17 protein-coding genes are annotated in these 17143 nt (G+C 50.5%); 6 read left to right on the top strand and 11 right to left on the bottom strand.

Features of this window, described 5'->3' with window-relative positions; translation table 11 throughout:
• Positions 1-3 precede the first annotated feature (3 nt).
• Complete coding sequence (gene pdeM, locus GN278_04305; GenBank protein XAT60105.1) at positions 4-669, top strand: ligase-associated DNA damage response endonuclease PdeM; 666 nt, start codon at positions 4-6, stop codon at positions 667-669.
• On the opposite strand, the gene folD is transcribed toward pdeM, so the two are convergent.
• The 6 genes from folD to GN278_04275 form a co-directional block, all read right to left on the bottom strand.
• Positions 666-1559, bottom strand: coding sequence for a bifunctional methylenetetrahydrofolate dehydrogenase/methenyltetrahydrofolate cyclohydrolase FolD (folD, locus tag GN278_04300; protein ID XAT60104.1), 894 nt, complete (start codon positions 1557-1559; stop codon positions 666-668). The genes pdeM and folD overlap by 4 nt on opposite strands.
• Before the next feature lie 117 nt (positions 1560-1676).
• Entirely contained in the window at positions 1677-3353 is a 1677-nt protein-coding gene (locus GN278_04295) for a formate--tetrahydrofolate ligase (GenBank protein XAT60103.1), read from the bottom strand.
• 240 nt (positions 3354-3593) lie between these two features.
• Positions 3594-4196, bottom strand: a complete 603-nt coding sequence (locus GN278_04290) for a pyridoxamine 5'-phosphate oxidase family protein (GenBank protein XAT60102.1) — start codon at positions 4194-4196, stop codon at positions 3594-3596.
• Positions 4171-4917 carry a 1-acyl-sn-glycerol-3-phosphate acyltransferase gene (locus GN278_04285; protein XAT60101.1) on the bottom strand — a complete coding sequence of 249 codons (747 nt, stop codon included), beginning with the start codon at positions 4915-4917 and terminating at the stop codon, positions 4171-4173. Before GN278_04285 ends, GN278_04290 begins: the two co-directional genes overlap by 26 nt.
• On the bottom strand, positions 4917-5708 hold the full coding sequence (locus GN278_04280; protein XAT62539.1) for an FtsX-like permease family protein: 792 nt from the start codon (positions 5706-5708) through the stop codon (positions 4917-4919). Before GN278_04280 ends, GN278_04285 begins: the two co-directional genes overlap by 1 nt.
• A gap of 110 nt (positions 5709-5818) precedes the next feature.
• Positions 5819-6496, bottom strand: a complete 678-nt coding sequence (locus GN278_04275) for an ATP-binding cassette domain-containing protein (GenBank protein ID XAT62538.1) — start codon at positions 6494-6496, stop codon at positions 5819-5821.
• A 168-nt stretch (positions 6497-6664) separates the two neighbouring features.
• On the opposite strand from GN278_04275, the gene GN278_04270 reads away from it, so the two are divergent.
• Positions 6665-7480 (top strand): hypothetical protein, encoded by an 816-nt coding sequence (locus GN278_04270; protein XAT60100.1) that lies wholly within the window; start codon positions 6665-6667, stop codon positions 7478-7480.
• Positions 7481-7586: 106 nt separating this feature from the next.
• Here the strand turns inward: GN278_04270 and lysA are convergent, their stop codons facing one another.
• The 3 genes from lysA to argH form a co-directional block, all read right to left on the bottom strand.
• Positions 7587-8852 carry a diaminopimelate decarboxylase gene (gene lysA, locus GN278_04265; GenBank protein ID XAT60099.1) on the bottom strand — a complete coding sequence of 422 codons (1266 nt, stop codon included), beginning with the start codon at positions 8850-8852 and terminating at the stop codon, positions 7587-7589.
• A gap of 135 nt (positions 8853-8987) precedes the next feature.
• Positions 8988-10160 (bottom strand): aminotransferase class I/II-fold pyridoxal phosphate-dependent enzyme, encoded by a 1173-nt coding sequence (locus GN278_04260; GenBank protein XAT60098.1) that lies wholly within the window; start codon positions 10158-10160, stop codon positions 8988-8990.
• Positions 10161-10434: 274 nt separating this feature from the next.
• The gene (gene argH / locus GN278_04255; GenBank protein ID XAT60097.1) at positions 10435-11829 is read right to left on the bottom strand and encodes an argininosuccinate lyase; all 1395 of its coding nucleotides are present in this window, start codon (positions 11827-11829) and stop codon (positions 10435-10437) included.
• Between the two features lie 22 nt (positions 11830-11851).
• On the opposite strand from argH, the gene GN278_04250 reads away from it, so the two are divergent.
• Positions 11852-12418, top strand: a complete 567-nt coding sequence (locus tag GN278_04250; protein ID XAT60096.1) for a redoxin domain-containing protein — start codon at positions 11852-11854, stop codon at positions 12416-12418.
• A gap of 40 nt (positions 12419-12458) precedes the next feature.
• Here GN278_04250 and GN278_04245 read toward each other — a convergent pair whose 3' ends face one another.
• Entirely contained in the window at positions 12459-13400 is a 942-nt protein-coding gene (locus tag GN278_04245; GenBank protein ID XAT60095.1) for a DUF2219 family protein, read from the bottom strand.
• Between the two features lie 506 nt (positions 13401-13906).
• Between GN278_04245 and GN278_04240 the strand changes: the two genes are divergently transcribed.
• Entirely contained in the window at positions 13907-14215 is a 309-nt protein-coding gene (locus GN278_04240) for an H-NS histone family protein (GenBank protein XAT60094.1), read from the top strand.
• Positions 14216-14321: 106 nt separating this feature from the next.
• Here GN278_04240 and GN278_04235 read toward each other — a convergent pair whose 3' ends face one another.
• Entirely contained in the window at positions 14322-14564 is a 243-nt protein-coding gene (locus tag GN278_04235) for a hypothetical protein (protein XAT60093.1), read from the bottom strand.
• Positions 14565-15169: 605 nt separating this feature from the next.
• On the opposite strand from GN278_04235, the gene GN278_04230 reads away from it, so the two are divergent.
• Together GN278_04230 and GN278_04225 are read left to right on the top strand one after the other, a co-directional pair.
• Positions 15170-16057 (top strand): NAD-binding protein, encoded by an 888-nt coding sequence (locus tag GN278_04230; protein ID XAT60092.1) that lies wholly within the window; start codon positions 15170-15172, stop codon positions 16055-16057.
• Positions 16054-17028 carry an NAD-dependent epimerase/dehydratase family protein gene (locus GN278_04225; protein XAT60091.1) on the top strand — a complete coding sequence of 325 codons (975 nt, stop codon included), beginning with the start codon at positions 16054-16056 and terminating at the stop codon, positions 17026-17028. Before GN278_04230 ends, GN278_04225 begins: the two co-directional genes overlap by 4 nt.
• Positions 17029-17143: the final 115 nt, after the last annotated feature.

Raw genomic sequence — 17143 nt, 5'->3', positions numbered from 1 at the left:
GATATGAGCAGCTATCACTTTACACTGGCAGGCGCATCTTTGGTTGCTTTGGGCTCTGGTGCCATGTGGTGGCCAGAAAAAAATCTGCTTTGTGTTTCTGATCTGCATCTGGGCAAAGCCGACCGCGTTATGCGGCGCGGCGGCCCGATGTTGCCGCCCTATGAAACCCGCGATACGCTTTATCGTCTTGAGGCCGACATCACGCTGACCCGCGCCGAAGTGATTGTCTGTCTGGGCGATAGTTTTGATGACAAGCTCTCTGGGGACCGTTTGCCCGAAGCGGAACTTCAGTGGATTTCGCGTTTGCAAGCCGGGCGGCGATGGATTTGGATCGAGGGCAACCATGATCCTGGTCCGATGGAATTAGGCGGCACTTATATGACTGCGCTGCCCAAGCCCCCGTTGGTGTTCCGGCATATTTCAAGTAGCCGAGAAAATGGCGAAATTTCAGGGCATTATCACCCCAAAGCCCAAATAAGTCTGCGCGGGAAATCAATCTCAAAACCCTGTTTTTTGCTTGACAGTGACCGGTTGATCCTACCCGCCTACGGTACCTTTACAGGTGGCCTTAAAACCCAGTCCGAGGCGCTATGCAGCTTAATGCGGCCCGAAGCCGTTGCCATTTTAACCGGAAAACAGGCCCGGCCGATCCCGATGCCGCGCGATTAAACCGTAAGCCCTTTAGGCTCAGCCACACCGTTTGTGCGGCAGCAGGCGGTCACAGTGTTGGCCAAAAGACAGGCGATTGTCATTGGTCCAACGCCCCCTGGAACGGGCGTAATGGCACCGGCCACAGCTGCGCAGCTTTCATAATCCACGTCCCCTACCAAGCGCGTGCCGCCCTCGGGTTTGTCAATCCGGTTGATGCCGACATCAATGACCGTAGCGCCCGGTTTGATCCAGTCACCGGGCACCATTTGCGCACGGCCAACGGCAGCCACCACAATATCAGCGCGGCCCACTACATCAGGCAGGTTTTTGGTTCGGCTGTGCGCCACGGTTACGGTGCAGCTATCATTGAGCAGCAGCTGCACCATGGGTTTTCCAACAATGTTTGAACGTCCGATCACGACGGCGTCCAATCCTGACAAAGACCCATGATGATCACGTAGCATCATCAAACAGCCTAGCGGCGTACAAGGCACCATTGATTTCTGACCTGTTCCAAGCAATCCGACGTTCGAAATATGAAAACCGTCCACATCCTTTTCCGGCGCGATTGAGTTAATCACCAGATCTTCGTTTAAATGTTTGGGCAGCGGCAATTGTACCAAAATACCATGCACCGCAGGGTCTGCATTCAACTGATCAATCAAAGCCAATAGATCAGCCTCCGATGTGCCGGCATCAAGCTTATGCTCATAACTGTTCATCCCGACCTCAGTGGTTTGTTTTCCCTTCGAGCGCACATAAACCTGACTTGCGGGATCTTCGCCCACAAGCACCACGGCCAGTCCTGGTGTGATTTGATGCTCGGCTTTAAGAGCAGCAACATGGACTGCAACCTGTTCGCGAATTTTTGCGGCAAAAGCTTTTCCATCAATAATCTTGGCGCCCATTGGTGCGTTCCTTTTGTCTATTTAGCGCTGTAGTGGTCTTGGCATAATTGTGCATTTCGCACGGCAAAGACCACCAGCAGTTACTCTATCAATTGGGTGAGGACAACCGATCGTGGATTAAAACAGCCCTTCAATCTGGCCCTCAGAATTGAGCATTATCGATTCCGAGGCTGGTACGGATGGCAGCCCGGGCATCGTCATAATCTCACCGCAGATGACAACAATAAATCCGGCTCCCGCGCTTAGGCGCACCTCACGCACCGGTACAGAATGGCCCAATGGCGCGCCGCGTCGGTTCGGATCGGTGGTAAAGCTATATTGGGTTTTCGCCATACAAACCGGAAGATGGCCATAACCCGCAGCTTCCCAGTCTTTAAGTTGGTTGCGGATTTTGCCATCAGCCAAAACCTCATCCGCGCGGTAAATCCGCTTTGCCACTGTTTCGATTTTCTCAAACAGGCTTAGATCATCGCTGTAAAGCGGTGCAAAGTTGGCCATATCCGCATCCGCAATTTCAGCCACGCGAGTTGCCAGTTCGACCGTGCCTTCGGACCCTTTTTCCCAGTGCTGGCACAAAATGGCTTCTGCGCCCTGCTCGGCAACATAGTCCTTAACGGCTTGCACCTCGGCATCTGTATCGGTGACAAAATGGTTTATTCCAACCACCACAGGCACCCCAAAGGATTTTACATTCTCGATATGGCGGCCAAGGTTCGGGCAACCTGCTTTCACAGCGTCGACATTTTCCGGACCAAGGTCGGCCTTTGCCACCCCGCCGTTCATCTTCATTGCCCGGACAGTTGCCACGATCACCACAGCGGCAGGCGCAAGACCAGCTTTGCGGCATTTGATATTCATGAATTTTTCGGCCCCAAGATCGGCGCCAAATCCGGCTTCGGTCACCACATAATCGGCAACCTTTAGGGCTGTTGTGGTTGCCATCACAGAATTACAGCCATGGGCGATATTGGCAAAAGGGCCACCGTGGACAAAAGCGGGATTGTTTTCCAGCGTTTGAACCAAGTTTGGCTGCATCGCATCTTTAAGCAAAACCGTCATCGCGCCATCGGCTTTAATATCACGGCAATAGACCGGCGTTCTGTCCCGGCGGTAAGCCACAATGATATCACCCAACCGCTTTTGCAGATCCTCAAGCGAGGTTGCCAGACACAAGATCGCCATAACCTCAGAGGCCACGGTAATATCAAACCCGGTTTGACGCGGATAGCCGTTGGTCACGCCACCAAGCGAGGTCACAATATCACGCAGCGCTCGATCGTTCATATCCATTACACGGCGCCACACCACACGGCGCTGATCAATCTCAAGCTTGTTGCCCCAGTATATGTGATTGTCGATCATCGCAGAGAGCAAATTATGCGCTGAAGTGATGGCGTGGAAATCCCCAGTGAAATGAAGGTTCATTTCTTCCATCGGAACCACTTGGGCATAGCCGCCGCCTGCTGCGCCGCCTTTCATCCCGAAACAAGGTCCAAGCGAGGCTTCGCGGATACAAATAGCTGCACGCTTACCAATGCGGTTGAGCCCGTCGCCCAATCCAACGGTGGTGGTGGTTTTGCCTTCCCCTGCCGGTGTCGGGTTGATCGCGGTCACCAAGATAAGCTTGCCATCCGGCTTGCTTTGAACCGAGTTGATAAATTCCTGACTGACCTTTGCCTTATCATGGCCATAGGGCAAAAGATGCTCGGACGGAATATCCAATTTTGCGCCGATCTCTTGGATCGGTTTTTTATTCGCTTCGCGGGCAATTTCGATATCTGACTTATAACTCATAATTCATTCCCTATTGGGTGCATGGGGTCGCTCATATGTGCGTATAATGTGCCTTGATCAAAAACAGCACAGCGATTCCGACAATTTTTGGGTCGCATGCGGCGATTGATGGCATCGCAGTTTCGCATCCGAAACCTAAAGCGTTTAAAGAAACACGAATGTCATTTCAAAAACCCGACAATTTGGCCAGTTTGGGTATTTTAAGCGGAACAAAATCAACAATGCCCCATAAACAGCCCATCACCACAAGGTCTTAACCGCCCGCTCTGGCCAGGCTCTATCAAACTCTTGCCCACCCGCTTCACCGTTGCTGGCCTCAGCTATAATCTCGCCCATGGTTGGTAAATCTTGTATCTCGTTTCCAGCCCATAATCCTGAGCGCAGAAGGGCGCGGGAACATTGAATATAGACTTCTGTAATTTTGATCACGATCACCGTTTCCGGGCGTCTGCCTTTGCGTTCAAAATCAGCCCTTAAGTTGGCATCAGTGGTTAATTTTGCCCTGCCATTTACACGAACCACCTCATTGCTGCCCGCAACCATGAACATCAAAGACACCCGCCCGTCCACAACAATATTGCGCAGGCTATCCAGCCGGTTATTGCCGCGCCAGTCGGGCATCAAAAGGGTTTGCGCATCGCTGATTTTAACAACCGGCTCGGCATCTCCGCGTGGACTGCCGTCCGTACCTTCGGGCCCAGTGGTCGTTAGAACACAAAATTGCGATGCCGCGATCCATTTCGCATAAAGCGGGGTCAGAATATGAGATACTTTTTGAAGTGCCGCCGTACTGGGCTGACCATAAAGCGCCAATAAATCATCCAGATTTTCGATATACTTCATGGTTTTCCGCCTCTTGCATTAATATGTCTGACTGGGTCTCAACCACATTTTCCAATCGGGTTAAAAAATCTTCTTTGTTCAGCCCCGGTGCAATTGTCGGTAAAAATTCGACAACTGCCAGACCCGGTTTTCGGTAAACACCCCGCCGTGGCCAAAAAATCCCCACATTGGTCGCTGCGGGCACGCAGGGTTGACCGGTTTCTTTGTATAGAACCGCCGCGCCCACCTTATATGGTAGTTTTGCTCTCGGTGCGACGCGCGTGCCTTGAGGGTAAATAACAAGTTGACCTGCTTGCGCCGTGCCGTTGCTGATATCGGCTAACATTTTCTTAATCGCTTCAGCCCGGCGGCCACGCTTTACCGGAATGCAATCCAAAAAATAGGCATACCAGCCAACAACCGGCGCCCATCTAAGGATATTCTTCATAATGAACTTTGGCTTGGGAATAACGCTAACTATTAAAATAATATCAAAGAAACTTTGGTGTTTACTGGCGATCAAAACGCCATCCGTTGGAACCGGACCGCGAATTTCCGACTTTAGACCGATCATCCATCCAGCAGTCCAACGCACCCATCTGCAATAGGTTTGCACCGTAAAACAGGCAAAGCGGTGGCTGACAGCAGACAATGGGGCAAAGGCCACACCGATAACAGCCATCATAAGATACATTTGTATGGAAAATAAAAATGAAAGTAGCCAGCGCGCCGTATATCGCATTATCGAAGTCTCCGCAGTTCTCGGCGGGTCGCCTGCCGGGTTGCAAAAAAGGCCACCACCGCGATGACCGGTGGCAAAGTCAGCAACCACAGCCATTGCAGTTGTTGAAAACCAAGGCCAGACAAAATCATGGCTTGATCGTTTTTTGACGGCAAAAGGTAGACGGCCAAAGCACCGGCGGCTGTGCCGATAACCGCCCCTAAAAAAGCCCGCAGAGTAAAGCGGCGCACGAAAGCCGCTGCAATGTAGCTGTCGCGTGCGCCGATCAACCGGAGCACTGCAACCACCTGAGCATTGGCCGCCATTGCTGCCCGTGTCGCAAGGGTGATCATGGCCGCACTGGTTGCCCCCATCAAAACGATAGAAAACAGTCCCAAAGCCCAAACCCGCTGGGCTGCTTTGACCAAGGGGCGCTGCCAACGGCTGTGATCGTCCAGCACCGCTCCGGGCACTTCGGCTGCTAGCCGCAAACGTAGCCCCTGCGGATCATAACCCCGTCCATCTTCGCGGATATCAATAAGGCGCGGAACAGGAAGCGCGTCGACCGGCAAATCAGGGCCAAACCATGGCTCAAGCAGCGCCTGTTGTTCTTCCGGCGTAATCACCCGAACTTCGGCAATCCCTGGTGTGGTATTGAGAACTTTCACCGCCTGCGCCAATTGGCTATCCATCTGCTCAGCTGGGGCTGAGATGCGCAGCGTCGCACCGCCAGCTAGGGCTGCGCTCCAACGATCTGATAATCGGTCTGCTGCCAGCGCGAGGGCCAGTGCAAACACCACCAAGAACGCCATAGCCGCTGAGGTAAAGGTCGTCAGGCCCGCCGTAAAACCAGTCGGCGGCACCACCCGGTCCCGACTGCCATCATGTGAAATCGGCAACCCGCTATCGTCGTTGGACACACTCACAGGTTGGCTCCGGCCAATTGCACACGTTTGTTGTAAATACGCAAAATACGCGCCTGAACTTCGGTTTTGGCGGCGCGTATCAGGCTTAGATCATGGCTGGCAATGACAACGGTTTTTCCCATGCGGTTAAGTTCGACTAGTAATTGCAAAAGCCGCTGTGACATTTCCCAATCGACATTTCCGGTGGGCTCATCGGCCAGAATAATATCCGGCGACATAATCACCGCCCGCGCAAGTGCCGCCCTTTGCCGCTCGCCGCCCGATAATTCAGGGGGCAGCGCATCGGCGCGGTGACCAAGACCGACCCAGTTCAGCAGTTCTTTGAGGTTGGCGCCGTCTGCCAAGCTATCCTGGCCTGCTGCCGCCAATGGCAGGGCGATATTATCCACCACATTCAAGTGATCTAGAAACTGGCAATCTTGATGCACAACCCCGATGCGGCGACGCGTGAGCGCAATGTCATCTCTGGTCATAGCCCGCAGGTCCTGACCAAAGATGGTGATATTGCCAGCGGTGGGAACCAGTGCCCCGTAACACATTTTAAGAAAGGTGGTTTTACCAGACCCTGATGGACCCGTGAGAAAATAAAAAGCCCCTGACGCGATCGACAGCGTCATTTCTGATAACAGCTCGCCTCCACTATATGTGTAGGCCACATTTTCCAAATCTATCAAACCAAGTTCTCTCAGCAACAGCGACCCTTATCTGTGTTGTGCCCTAGCATCGCGCGCGTTGCAATCCATCTTGGCACATAGAAATTCACTTTTCCCTTTTGGCTAGAATATATATTGTGCCATAAGGTTAGGAGAAATCGGGAAATTAACGTGATAGAAGAGCCTAAAATGCTACTGCTGTGTCCGAATTGCGGCGCTCAGTATGAAGTTCCAGAAGACCATATTCCAAAAAAATATGGTCGCGATGTGCAATGTTCGGCTTGCAATCACACGTGGTTTCAAACCCATCCCGCGCAGGACTTACAGCCAGCACTCCAAGACGAGGCTGATGACCCTGGGTCGGCAAAGCAGCCTAGCGAAAGGTTTGACCCCTCACCGGCCGATGATCCAGCCGCCAGTTCGGACGCAACTGCTGTAAGCACCAGCCCGCAAATGCCGCCTTTGCGGCAAAAAAGATCACTGCATCCCTCTGTTGCCGGTGTGCTGCGCGAAGAAGCCAAGCGCGAAGTTGAAGAACGCGGCAGCAATGGGCCACAGGCCTCTGGTAGCTCTTCCCGATCAGGGTCTTCTGATCAGGCCCGCGATGCCGATATGGATATGCAAGCCCTGGAAGCCCTGTATCAAAATAGCGAGCAAACTGCGAAAAGCACGCGCGGCGCCTTATTACCGGATATTGATGAGATAAATTCGACGCTCAGTACCAGCGGCGCAGAATGGCCTAGCGATAGTGACGCCTCAAAAGAAATCGCACAAAAAGGACAACGCAGGTTGGGGTTCTTAGTTGGTATTGCTATTATTGTTGCCGCAGCAGCGCTGTATTATTTTGCCGACACATTGGGTGATGGTATACCCAGCTTGCAACAGCCGCTCGAGGTTTACCAGCAATGGATCAATAATATGCGTATTGTGTTGGACCAATGGATACGTCAAATACTAGATTGGCTACAAACGCGCTGGGCCATGATCCAGCCCACCGCACAGTAATTTAAAGTATCCTGCTCAGCATCCAAAAAAGCCAGATAGGCGGCAACAGATGCATGGCGCCAGACAAAAAAAATATATCCGCTGTCTGGCGATTTTACAGCTTTGATTAAAGCCAGTAGGGCAAATTATCACGATTTATGATTTCGTCATAGCTTGGACGGGCTCGTATAACTGCAAATTGATCCCCATTCACCAAGACCTCGGGTATCAAGGGTCTGGTATTATATTCGCTGGCCATAACAGCGCCATAAGCGCCCGCCGAGCGAAAGGCCACAAGATCATCTTGGTTTTGCGCCACTAGGCTGCGGCCTTTGGCAAATGTATCACCGCTTTCACAGACCGGCCCGACAATATCATAAACTGCTCGTTCTGAGCCCGGGACAGGTTCTACAACAGGGATAATATCATGAAATGCATCATACATCGCCGGGCGCACAAGATCGTTCATGGCCGCATCCAAAATTAAAAACCGGCGGTCTTCACCCGATTTTACATAAACCACCGAGCTGACCAAAAGCCCTGCATTGCCAGCAATCAACCGGCCCGGTTCAATTTCAATTTCACAGCCCAAATGGCCCAGTTCGCGTTTTACCATTGCACCATAATCAGTAGGCAACGGCGGCGGTTCATTTGACTGCGTATAAGGGATGCCCAATCCTCCACCCAAATCAAGCCGACGGATGTCATGCCCGTCGGCGCGCAATGTGGCTGTCAGCTCCGCCACTTTGCGGTATGCAGTCACAAAGGGCTCTAATTCAGTCAACTGGCTGCCGATGTGAACATCAATGCCCACGACATCTAAGCCTTTCAATTTCGCCGCTTTGGCATAAATCTCACGTGCTCTTGAGATCGGAATGCCAAATTTGTTCTCTGCTTTTCCGGTAGCGATTTTTTCATGAGTTTTGGGATCAACATCTGGATTGACCCGGATCGTGATGGGGGCAATCTGACCCACTGATAAAGCGACCTCGTTTAATATCTGTAATTCCGGCTCGCTTTCAACGTTGAACTGGCGCACTCCACCCTGCAAAGCCTGAAGCATTTCGCCCCGTGTTTTACCAACGCCGGAAAAGACAATCCGCTCACCCGACACACCGGCAGCGCGGGCGCGCAAATACTCGCCCCCCGAGACCACATCCATGCCAGCACCAAGATTCGCCAAGGTTTTCAGGATGGCCTGATTTGAGGCCGCTTTCATCGCAAAACAAACCAGATGATCCAAGCCATCAAGGGCCTCATCAAAAAGTTTGAAATGGCGGGTCAGCGTGGCGGTTGAATAGACATAAAACGGTGTGCCCACCTGCGCGGCAATGTCCTGAATTGCTACATCTTCTGCATGCAGCATGCCATCGCGATAAAGAAAATGATCCATGATCCTTGCCCCGGTTGTATAGATCAGAAGTGAAGATCACCTAGACTATTCAGCATATTAAGAAAACCCTTCAACTGACACAAGAGCACTTGTTTAGCTACATCTTGTCCCAGAAAGAAATGTTTTTGCCTGGTTTTAGCCCAAAAGTGGTCGAATACGGTCAATTGCACGTTCGATATTTTCTATGCTGTTCGCATAGGAAAACCGGATAAATCCCTCTCCATGAACCCCAAAGCTGGTGCCGGCAATTACGGCCACACCAGCCTGTTCCAAAAACAGATCCTGCGCGTCTTTGGCGCTTAACCCAGTGCCAGTGATATTGGGGAAAGCATAAAACGCACCAGCGGCATCAGTGCAGCGAACCCCCGGCAAATCATTCAGAGCGTCCACAATAATCCGCCGCCGGCTGTCAAACTCGGCAACCATTTGATGCACGGCATCCTTAGGTCCGGTCAACGCCGCAAGGCCGGCAAATTGCGCCGAGGCATTAACGCATGAATGGTCATTAATACACAGACGCGTTACCGGATCGACCATGACATCAGGCCAGACCGCATAACCCATCCGCCAACCGGTCATCGCATAGGTTTTTGACCATCCATCCAGCACAATCAACCGGTCGCGTATTTCGGGATAATTCAGCAGGCTCACATGCGTACGCCCATCATATAGCATTTCGCTATAAATTTCATCCGACAGAATGGCCACATGCGGATGCTGGCGCAAACCGGCCACCAATTTATCGATCTGTTCCTTTGGCGTCACGCCGCCCGTTGGGTTGGCAGGGCTGTTAATAATGATTAACCGGGTCCGTTCATTTATTTGCGACAGCACCGTATCTGCATCGAATGCAAACCCATTTTGCTCGCTCAAGGCCATTGGAACAGCTTTGGCGCCGCTGTAACGGATAACGGATTCATAAATAGGAAAGCCTGGATTGGGATAGATAATTTCCGCGCCCGGTTCGCCAAACATCAAAACAGCGAAAAACATCGTCGGCTTTCCGCCGGGCACCACAATAACATTGTCTGGGTTGACATCCGCGCCATGCCGCACCGCAAGATCTTCGGCCACCGCAGTTCTGAGTTGGGGCAATCCATTGGCCGGCGTATAGCCATGATGACCGTCCTGCAGCGCTTTGATGCCAGCCTGCACAATATGGTCAGGGGTGCGAAAATCCGGCTGGCCAATCCCCAGATTGATAATGTCCTTGCCCTCTGCGGCCAATTTCTGGGCGCGCGCCAGAACGATAAAGGCAGACTCAGTGCCCAGACGGGCAATACCTTTGGAAAACCTTAGCTCTGACATCACGACCCCAAATTTTACTGACCATCGCTAGACTTGCCGCTCAAAGCCAAATCTAGTGTGTTTTAAACGGCCTTAGCTGCCCTTTGAAACTTGTCTAAATCAGCGGCTGCTGTCAATGACGAAGGGCGAAAATTTACTTTCAATTTCAACAAGGTATTAAATTTTAAACAGGGCTATTCTGTATCCTGTGAGCTTGGCGGAACTGGTAATCCATCAACGCCGCAGCCTGCTGTCAAACCTAGCAGAGCCGTCACTAATAGCACTTTGAAAATGTTCATATCGCAAGCCTACCTTTCCACTTTGAAACTTGGGCGCGCACCTGCTCTGGTGCGGTGCCACCGAAAGATACCCGCGATGCAACCGAGTTTTCAACACCAAGTACCGAAAATACATCTTCGGTTATTGCGCTGTGAACCGATTGCATATCTGCAATGCTAAGCTCTGGCAGATCACAGCCGCGTTTTTCAGCCAAAGCCACCAATGCGCCGGTCACATGATGGGCATCGCGAAACGGCATATTCAAGGTTCGCACCAACCAATCTGCAAGGTCGGTGGCGGTGGAAAACCCAGATCCGGCAGCTGCGGCCAAAGCCTCTTGATTAGCCTGCATATCGCGCACCATGCCGTCCATTGCGGCAAGAGCCAAAATCAAATGGTCGGCCGCATCAAACACCTGTTCTTTGTCCTCTTGCATGTCCTTGGAATAGGCAAGCGGCAAGCCTTTCATCACCATCATCAACGCAACATGGGCCCCGAAAATCCGCCCAACTTTGGCGCGAATTAACTCTGCTGCATCGGGGTTTTTCTTTTGCGGCATGATCGAGGACCCTGTCGAAAACCTGTCCGACAAAGAAACGAAACGAAATTGCGCCGAGGACCAAATCACCAACTCTTCTGCAAACCGACTAAGATGCATCGCGCAAATAGATGCAACACTGAGAAATTCCAGCGCAAAGTCGCGGTCGCTGACCGCATCCAGAGAATTGGCTGAGGGCCGGTCAAAACCAAGCGCCTTTGCAGTATGGTTCCGGTCAATTGGAAACGACGTTCCTGCAAGCGCGGCCGCCCCGAGCGGGCACTCATTCATCCGCGCACGCGCATCGCGAACCCGCCCAAGATCCCGGGCAAACATTTCGACATAGGCCATCATGTGATGCCCCCAAGTCACGGGTTGGGCCGTTTGCAGGTGGGTAAACCCGGGCATCACCCAGTCCGCGCCGGCTTCGGCTTGGGTCAATAGCGCCGAAATCAGGGAGGTAAGTGCCTGATCAGCAGCATCGAGTTGATCGCGCACCCACAGCCGGAAATCAGTGGCCACCTGATCATTGCGCGAGCGCGCTGTATGTAGCCTCCCTGCCGGGTCGCCTATAATTTCTTTCAACCGCGCTTCGACGTTCATATGAATGTCCTCAAGCGCGGTGGAAAACTGAAATTCACCGCTTTGGATTTCTGACAAGACCGTGAACAGGCCTTTCCTTATTGCTTCGGCATCGCTATCTGAGATGATATCCTGTGCTGCAAGCATTGCGGCGTGGGCCTGCGATCCGGCAATATCTTGTGCCGCCAGACGCTGGTCAAATCCAATGGACGCATTAATTGCTTCCATAATGGCATCCGGACCAGCGGCGAAACGGCCACCCCACATCTGGTTCGAGGACTTGTTTGACATATTGGTGCCTTTCGGAGGACGCATGCGCGCTATTTCTTTAATCATTCTTTATACTGCTCTGATTGCAGGTGCAAACGGCACTTTGGCAGAAAACACTAACGTTTTCGCGCTCAATGAACTGCGTAAGGGCGACATGCAAAAGCTGGTGCTTCATGCTGCGCCCAAACGAGTTTCTGATATTTCGTTTTTGACCGAGAGCGGTGCGAAAAAATCGCTGGATGATTACAGTGGACGTTATGTTTTGGTGAATTTCTGGGCTACTTGGTGCGCACCCTGCCGCGCTGAAATGCCAAGCCTTTCTGCATTGCAATCGCGCCTTGGCACAGATAATTTTAAGGTTCTGACCATTGCTACCGGCCGTAATACGCCAGCGGCAATGAATAAGTTCTTTGCAGAAATTGAGGTTCAAAACCTGCCAACGTACCGCGACCCAAAACAAAAATTGGCGCGCGACATGGCAGTGCTTGGACTGCCCGCGAGTATTTTAATTTCACCTGATGGGCATGAAATTGGTCGACTGCTTGGGGATGCTAATTGGTCAGATGCTGCCGCGCTTACTCTTCTGTCGAATTGGACTAAACAGAAGTAACAAGCCCAACCCTGCCATAATTTGTATTTTTGGTTTGCACTTAAAACTTTAAAATAAACCGAACCGAACCCAGTATTTGGCCTTTGGGTTGTCCGGAAAACTCTTTGCTGAGCCAAGTTAGCCCTGCAAAGCCCTGTTTGGAATTCTGACCCCAATGCAAACCAGTGCGAAACCTCAATCGACGATGAAGCATAGTCGATTCTGCACCATCAAAAAATGCGCTTTTTGAGACGTGGCCAATATCGCCACCAATAGAAAAACCAAATTTTTCTTCACTCGCCCCAATGGTTCTATATCGCTGACCAGTCACTTGATCTCGTATATATAATGAGTTTGAAAATCCATTTCCAAAATAAATATCCGCTCCCAGGCGTGCAAGCGTTTCCGCTGTTGAATAAGCTTCAAAGAAGGGCCTAATATGTACCTCATCGCCCCCAGGGACAGTTTTGGCAACTTCCACAAGCGGCCCAAATAGCACCTGATCGCCGATCTGGCTCGATAGCACTAACTCCGATGCTACTTTCTCATTCAAAGCTTTGTGAAAATCGCTTTGGAATTTATCTAGCCCGGTTTGCTTACCCAAAACAGACGCCCCAACGCCAACGCTATACTCTAGCCCTTTGCGTTGAAAATGACTGTGCAGGCCGAAGCCCAAATGACCAACAAAAGGTCTATCGATACCACCTTTTCCACTTAAGTCTGAGGGCGCTATTATCTCGCCCAGAAATCGGACTTCAATTACCTCAGTAAATTCGTGAGGCAGTTGACCAAGCCATTTTGGCCCCCAAATACGGCTTGAGCTAAATGACCCGGTTCGCCATCGGTCTTTGCCATCCCCGAACACATCGTTTGTAATCAACCGGCCATAACCAATATAGTGCTTTTTCTGTTTGTCTTCGGTCAAGTCCTCTGCGGCTAATTGCTCAGTAGAAAAACCCAACAGGAGTGAAAGCCCCAAAGCTAGAACAAATAATAATTTCATAAAGTTGTCGCCTTAAAAAAAATTAAAAACAAACGAAACAAATAAATCAATTAGCTACCAAATCTGATTGCAGCATGCCTCGAGCCTATAAGTAGTTCCTTGGAAAATAACAACCAAAAAACACAAAAAACATTCACAAACTAAGGTTATTGCTCACCCAAATTGTCATCATCTAAGCCCACGTCCTATCCTTATATTGGTTGGTTGTTGCAAATCCGCCCCTTGAAACGATCACAACACATTGCTTTTTCGAAAATAGATATCTAGATGCGATTATAATTCGCTAAATTTGAGAAAAAATAGTCAACTGGACCTTTTACCATTTTTAATAAATAAAATTGGATTGATATTTTCATGCAAATCACCTAATCTACTATTAGGCGAGTTAACCTAATCTCATCTTTAAAAGAAAACAGTAAGAAAATAAACAAAGCAAAAGTAAATTTGAAAAATAGTTTCAAAAAGAAACCCGAACAATTCAATACTTTTAAAATATGGATAACATTATGAAACCTGACTTGGAAACATACACTTTACAAGAACTAACCTCCTTAAAAAAAGATGTCGAAGCTGCCATAAATTCGTTTAATGCGCGCGCTTTGGCACATGCCCGTCAAGAATTAGAAAAAACTGCAAAGTCAATGGGCTACAAACTTGATGAAATCATCGAAATGCGCAAGCCACGTGCTAAAGTTGCGCCAAAATATCGTAATTCAGACGAACCTGGGCAAACTTGGACAGGTCGGGGCCGCACACCCAAGTGGGTTGAATACGCACTTGAGAATGGAAAAGCGCTAGAAGATCTTAAAATCTAATTGTCTTTGCCCCTAAAGTGCGGTTTCGGCCTTTCAGCCTCTGCAAATGGTTAACAGAGTGGGGTGGCGCAGTGTTTTAATTTGCTTCGGCCATTAAAACGCTGTGTCATGCCGCAATTTCAAAAACGGCCGATAGTGGCCAATCAAACATGATCCCGATACCTGCAGTATCTGGCGCAAATGCATTATGGCAGTCGAGCTGCAGGGGCCAGTGAGTATACCGGTCACTTGGAAAACTATGAACGTCTAGCCAACCGCGATGTAGGTAAGAGCTAACCACTCTAAGATGCAATTCCTGCATGCCAAGGCTACAGATCAAGATGTGGGCTTCTAGGATTTTATCTGCCACTAGACGCCAGCCTGATATAACGCCACAAATTGATAGGTCAGACTATACCAAACTTAATGGCGACTGCGTCACCGCCAGTCCTGTAGCTTTGGCAATGCAAGTATAACCTAGATAGCCATAGGCTATATTAGGCTCTTGAACCAATGAATAATTTGATCTTTAACAGCATCAACCAAAACCTCTTTCAGCGGCACTTTGAAAAGGCCAGCTTTGACATGTTTTATTACACACATAGCGCCCCCTAAATTGGCTTAATTCTAACCCGCAGTCGATCAAGTTTTCAAATTAGCTTCACAAACTTCTTGATGGGTTGAAAACAGCGATAGCTTGCAGAAACACATCCAAGCCAACCACTTTTCTGATCCGGACCGATAAACTAAACGCATTTCTTATAAAGTTCGTGTTTCAGCTCATCTCACTATGGACCAAAGCCGAATATAAATGTTGACCTGTGGCCAAATCACCATTTCTATGCTTGTGTCAAAGACACTGCTGAAAGCCTATATTGAAACGACAAAATCAAAACTGATACTTTTTGACACCCTCGTTCAAGAATTAACTTTGGCTATGCTGCGCCAAACCTCGGCTACTCTATGAGGACAGAGATGCAAGAACCCAAAAATATTGCCTTTCTCGGAACCGGCTTGATGGGCTTTCCCATGGCAAAAAATATATTGAAAAGCGGCCATAACGTTACGGTCTGGAACCGCAGCTCTGGCAAAGCCGGACCGCTAATTGAATTTGGAGCGAAAATTGCCGCGACCCCAACTGAGGCGATAGAAGGCGCTCAGGTTATTATCACGATGCTGTCCGATGGTGCGGCTGTGCAAGAGATATTAGAGCGTGACAAACTAAAGGCATCTCTGGTGCGGAATTCTATTTGGATCGACATGTCGAGCGCAAAACCCGCGGATGCCCGCACTCAGGCCTTAATCCTCAAACCACATGGCATTGACCATCTGGATGCACCGGTATCGGGGGGCACCAAGGGCGCCGAAAGCGCAAGACTTGCGATCATGGTTGGTGGTCAAGCTACTGTATTTAAGAGTGTAAACACTGTCCTGTGCGCAATGGGACGGCCGGTTCATGTTGGCCCTTCCGGAGCCGGGCAATTGGCAAAACTGGCCAATCAAGCGATTGTTGGCGTGACCATTGGTGCGGTGGCCGAGGCAATGCTCATGCTGGAAGCAGGCGGTGCAAACCCTGCATCGGTTCGCGATGCTCTGCGCGGCGGGTTCGCTGATGGGACGATTTTGCAGCAACATGGCGCGCGTATGACCGATGGGAACTTTACGCCGGGCGGGCCTTCAAAATTGCAGCTCAAAGACCTTAACAATGTACTTTCAGAGGCAAAAGATCTTGGCTTAACGCTGCCGGTCACAGAACACATACGTGACCGGTTCAAGTATTTTGTTGATCAGATGCAGGGCGAAAATCTAGACCACTCTGGTTTGTTTTTGGAGCTAAAAGCACAAAATGGTTTAAACGAATGACAAAGGTACTTATTTTGGGTGGCGGCGGTATGGTTGGCCAGAAGCTTGCCGGCCAGCTAAAGTCAGATGGATTATCGGGAACATCTATAGACGATATTACGGCCCTAGACCTAGGCTTTCCCAAAAATAGCATTGCCGAGGTCAAAGAGGTTGTTGGTAATCTGTCAGACAAGTCAAAACTGGCAAAACTTGTCGCCCAGCGCCCCGATATTGTTTACCACTTGGCCGCGGTTGTTTCGGGCGAAGCAGAACGGGACTTTGACAAGGGCTGGCAGGTCAATATGTTTCATATGTGGCAGTTGCTAGAGCTGCTTCGGCAAGAAAACATCGCCAGCGACGGGACTTATTGCCCAAAAGTTATTTTCACCTCTTCAGTCGCCGTTTTTGGCGGACCGTTTCCAGAGTATATCAGCGATGATTTTCTCACTGCTCCGCAAACCAGCTATGGTGCGCAAAAGGCGGCTTGTGAGCTCATGCTTTCCGATTTTAGCCGCAAAGGATTTGTCGATGGGATGTCGCTGCGCTTGCCGACCATTTGTGTCCGGCCCGGCAAACCCAATCTGGCGGCCTCTTCGTTTTTTTCCGGAATAATTCGCGAGCCGTTAAATGGCCAACAGGCAGTCTTGCCCGTTGCAGACAGCGTGCGCCATACGCATGCATCCCCGCGCGCTGCCGCAGGGTTTCTGCGCCATGCTGCAAGCCTGCAAGGCGCAGACATCGGGGCTCGGCGCGCTTTGAACCTGCCCGGTGTGAGCTGCACGGTGGGCGATCAAATCGAAGCCCTTAGACGGGCCGCCGGGCAAGCCGCTGTTGATTTGATCGTTCCCCAACCCGATCCAGAGATTATCAAAATTGTCGACACTTGGCCCAAGGCATTTGATCCACAGCTTGCGCTCTCTTTGGGCTTCAGCGCAGAGCAAAGTTTTGATCAGCTCATTGAAATCTATCTTGCGGATGATTTTGAACCCTAAGCCCCCGCTTACGCTGCTGCACCAATAATCTATCTTCCTGTTGAACGCGCTTTTGCGCTACGCTACGCTTGCAATTGCTGTAACCTTGCCTTGGGGCACGAGCTATGCGCCCAAA

Source organism: Rhodobacteraceae bacterium Araon29 (assembly GCA_039640505.1).
In the GTDB taxonomy this organism is placed as follows: Bacteria; Pseudomonadota; Alphaproteobacteria; order Rhodobacterales; family Rhodobacteraceae; genus CABZJG01.
This window is presented reverse-complemented; position numbering and strand designations above follow the sequence as displayed.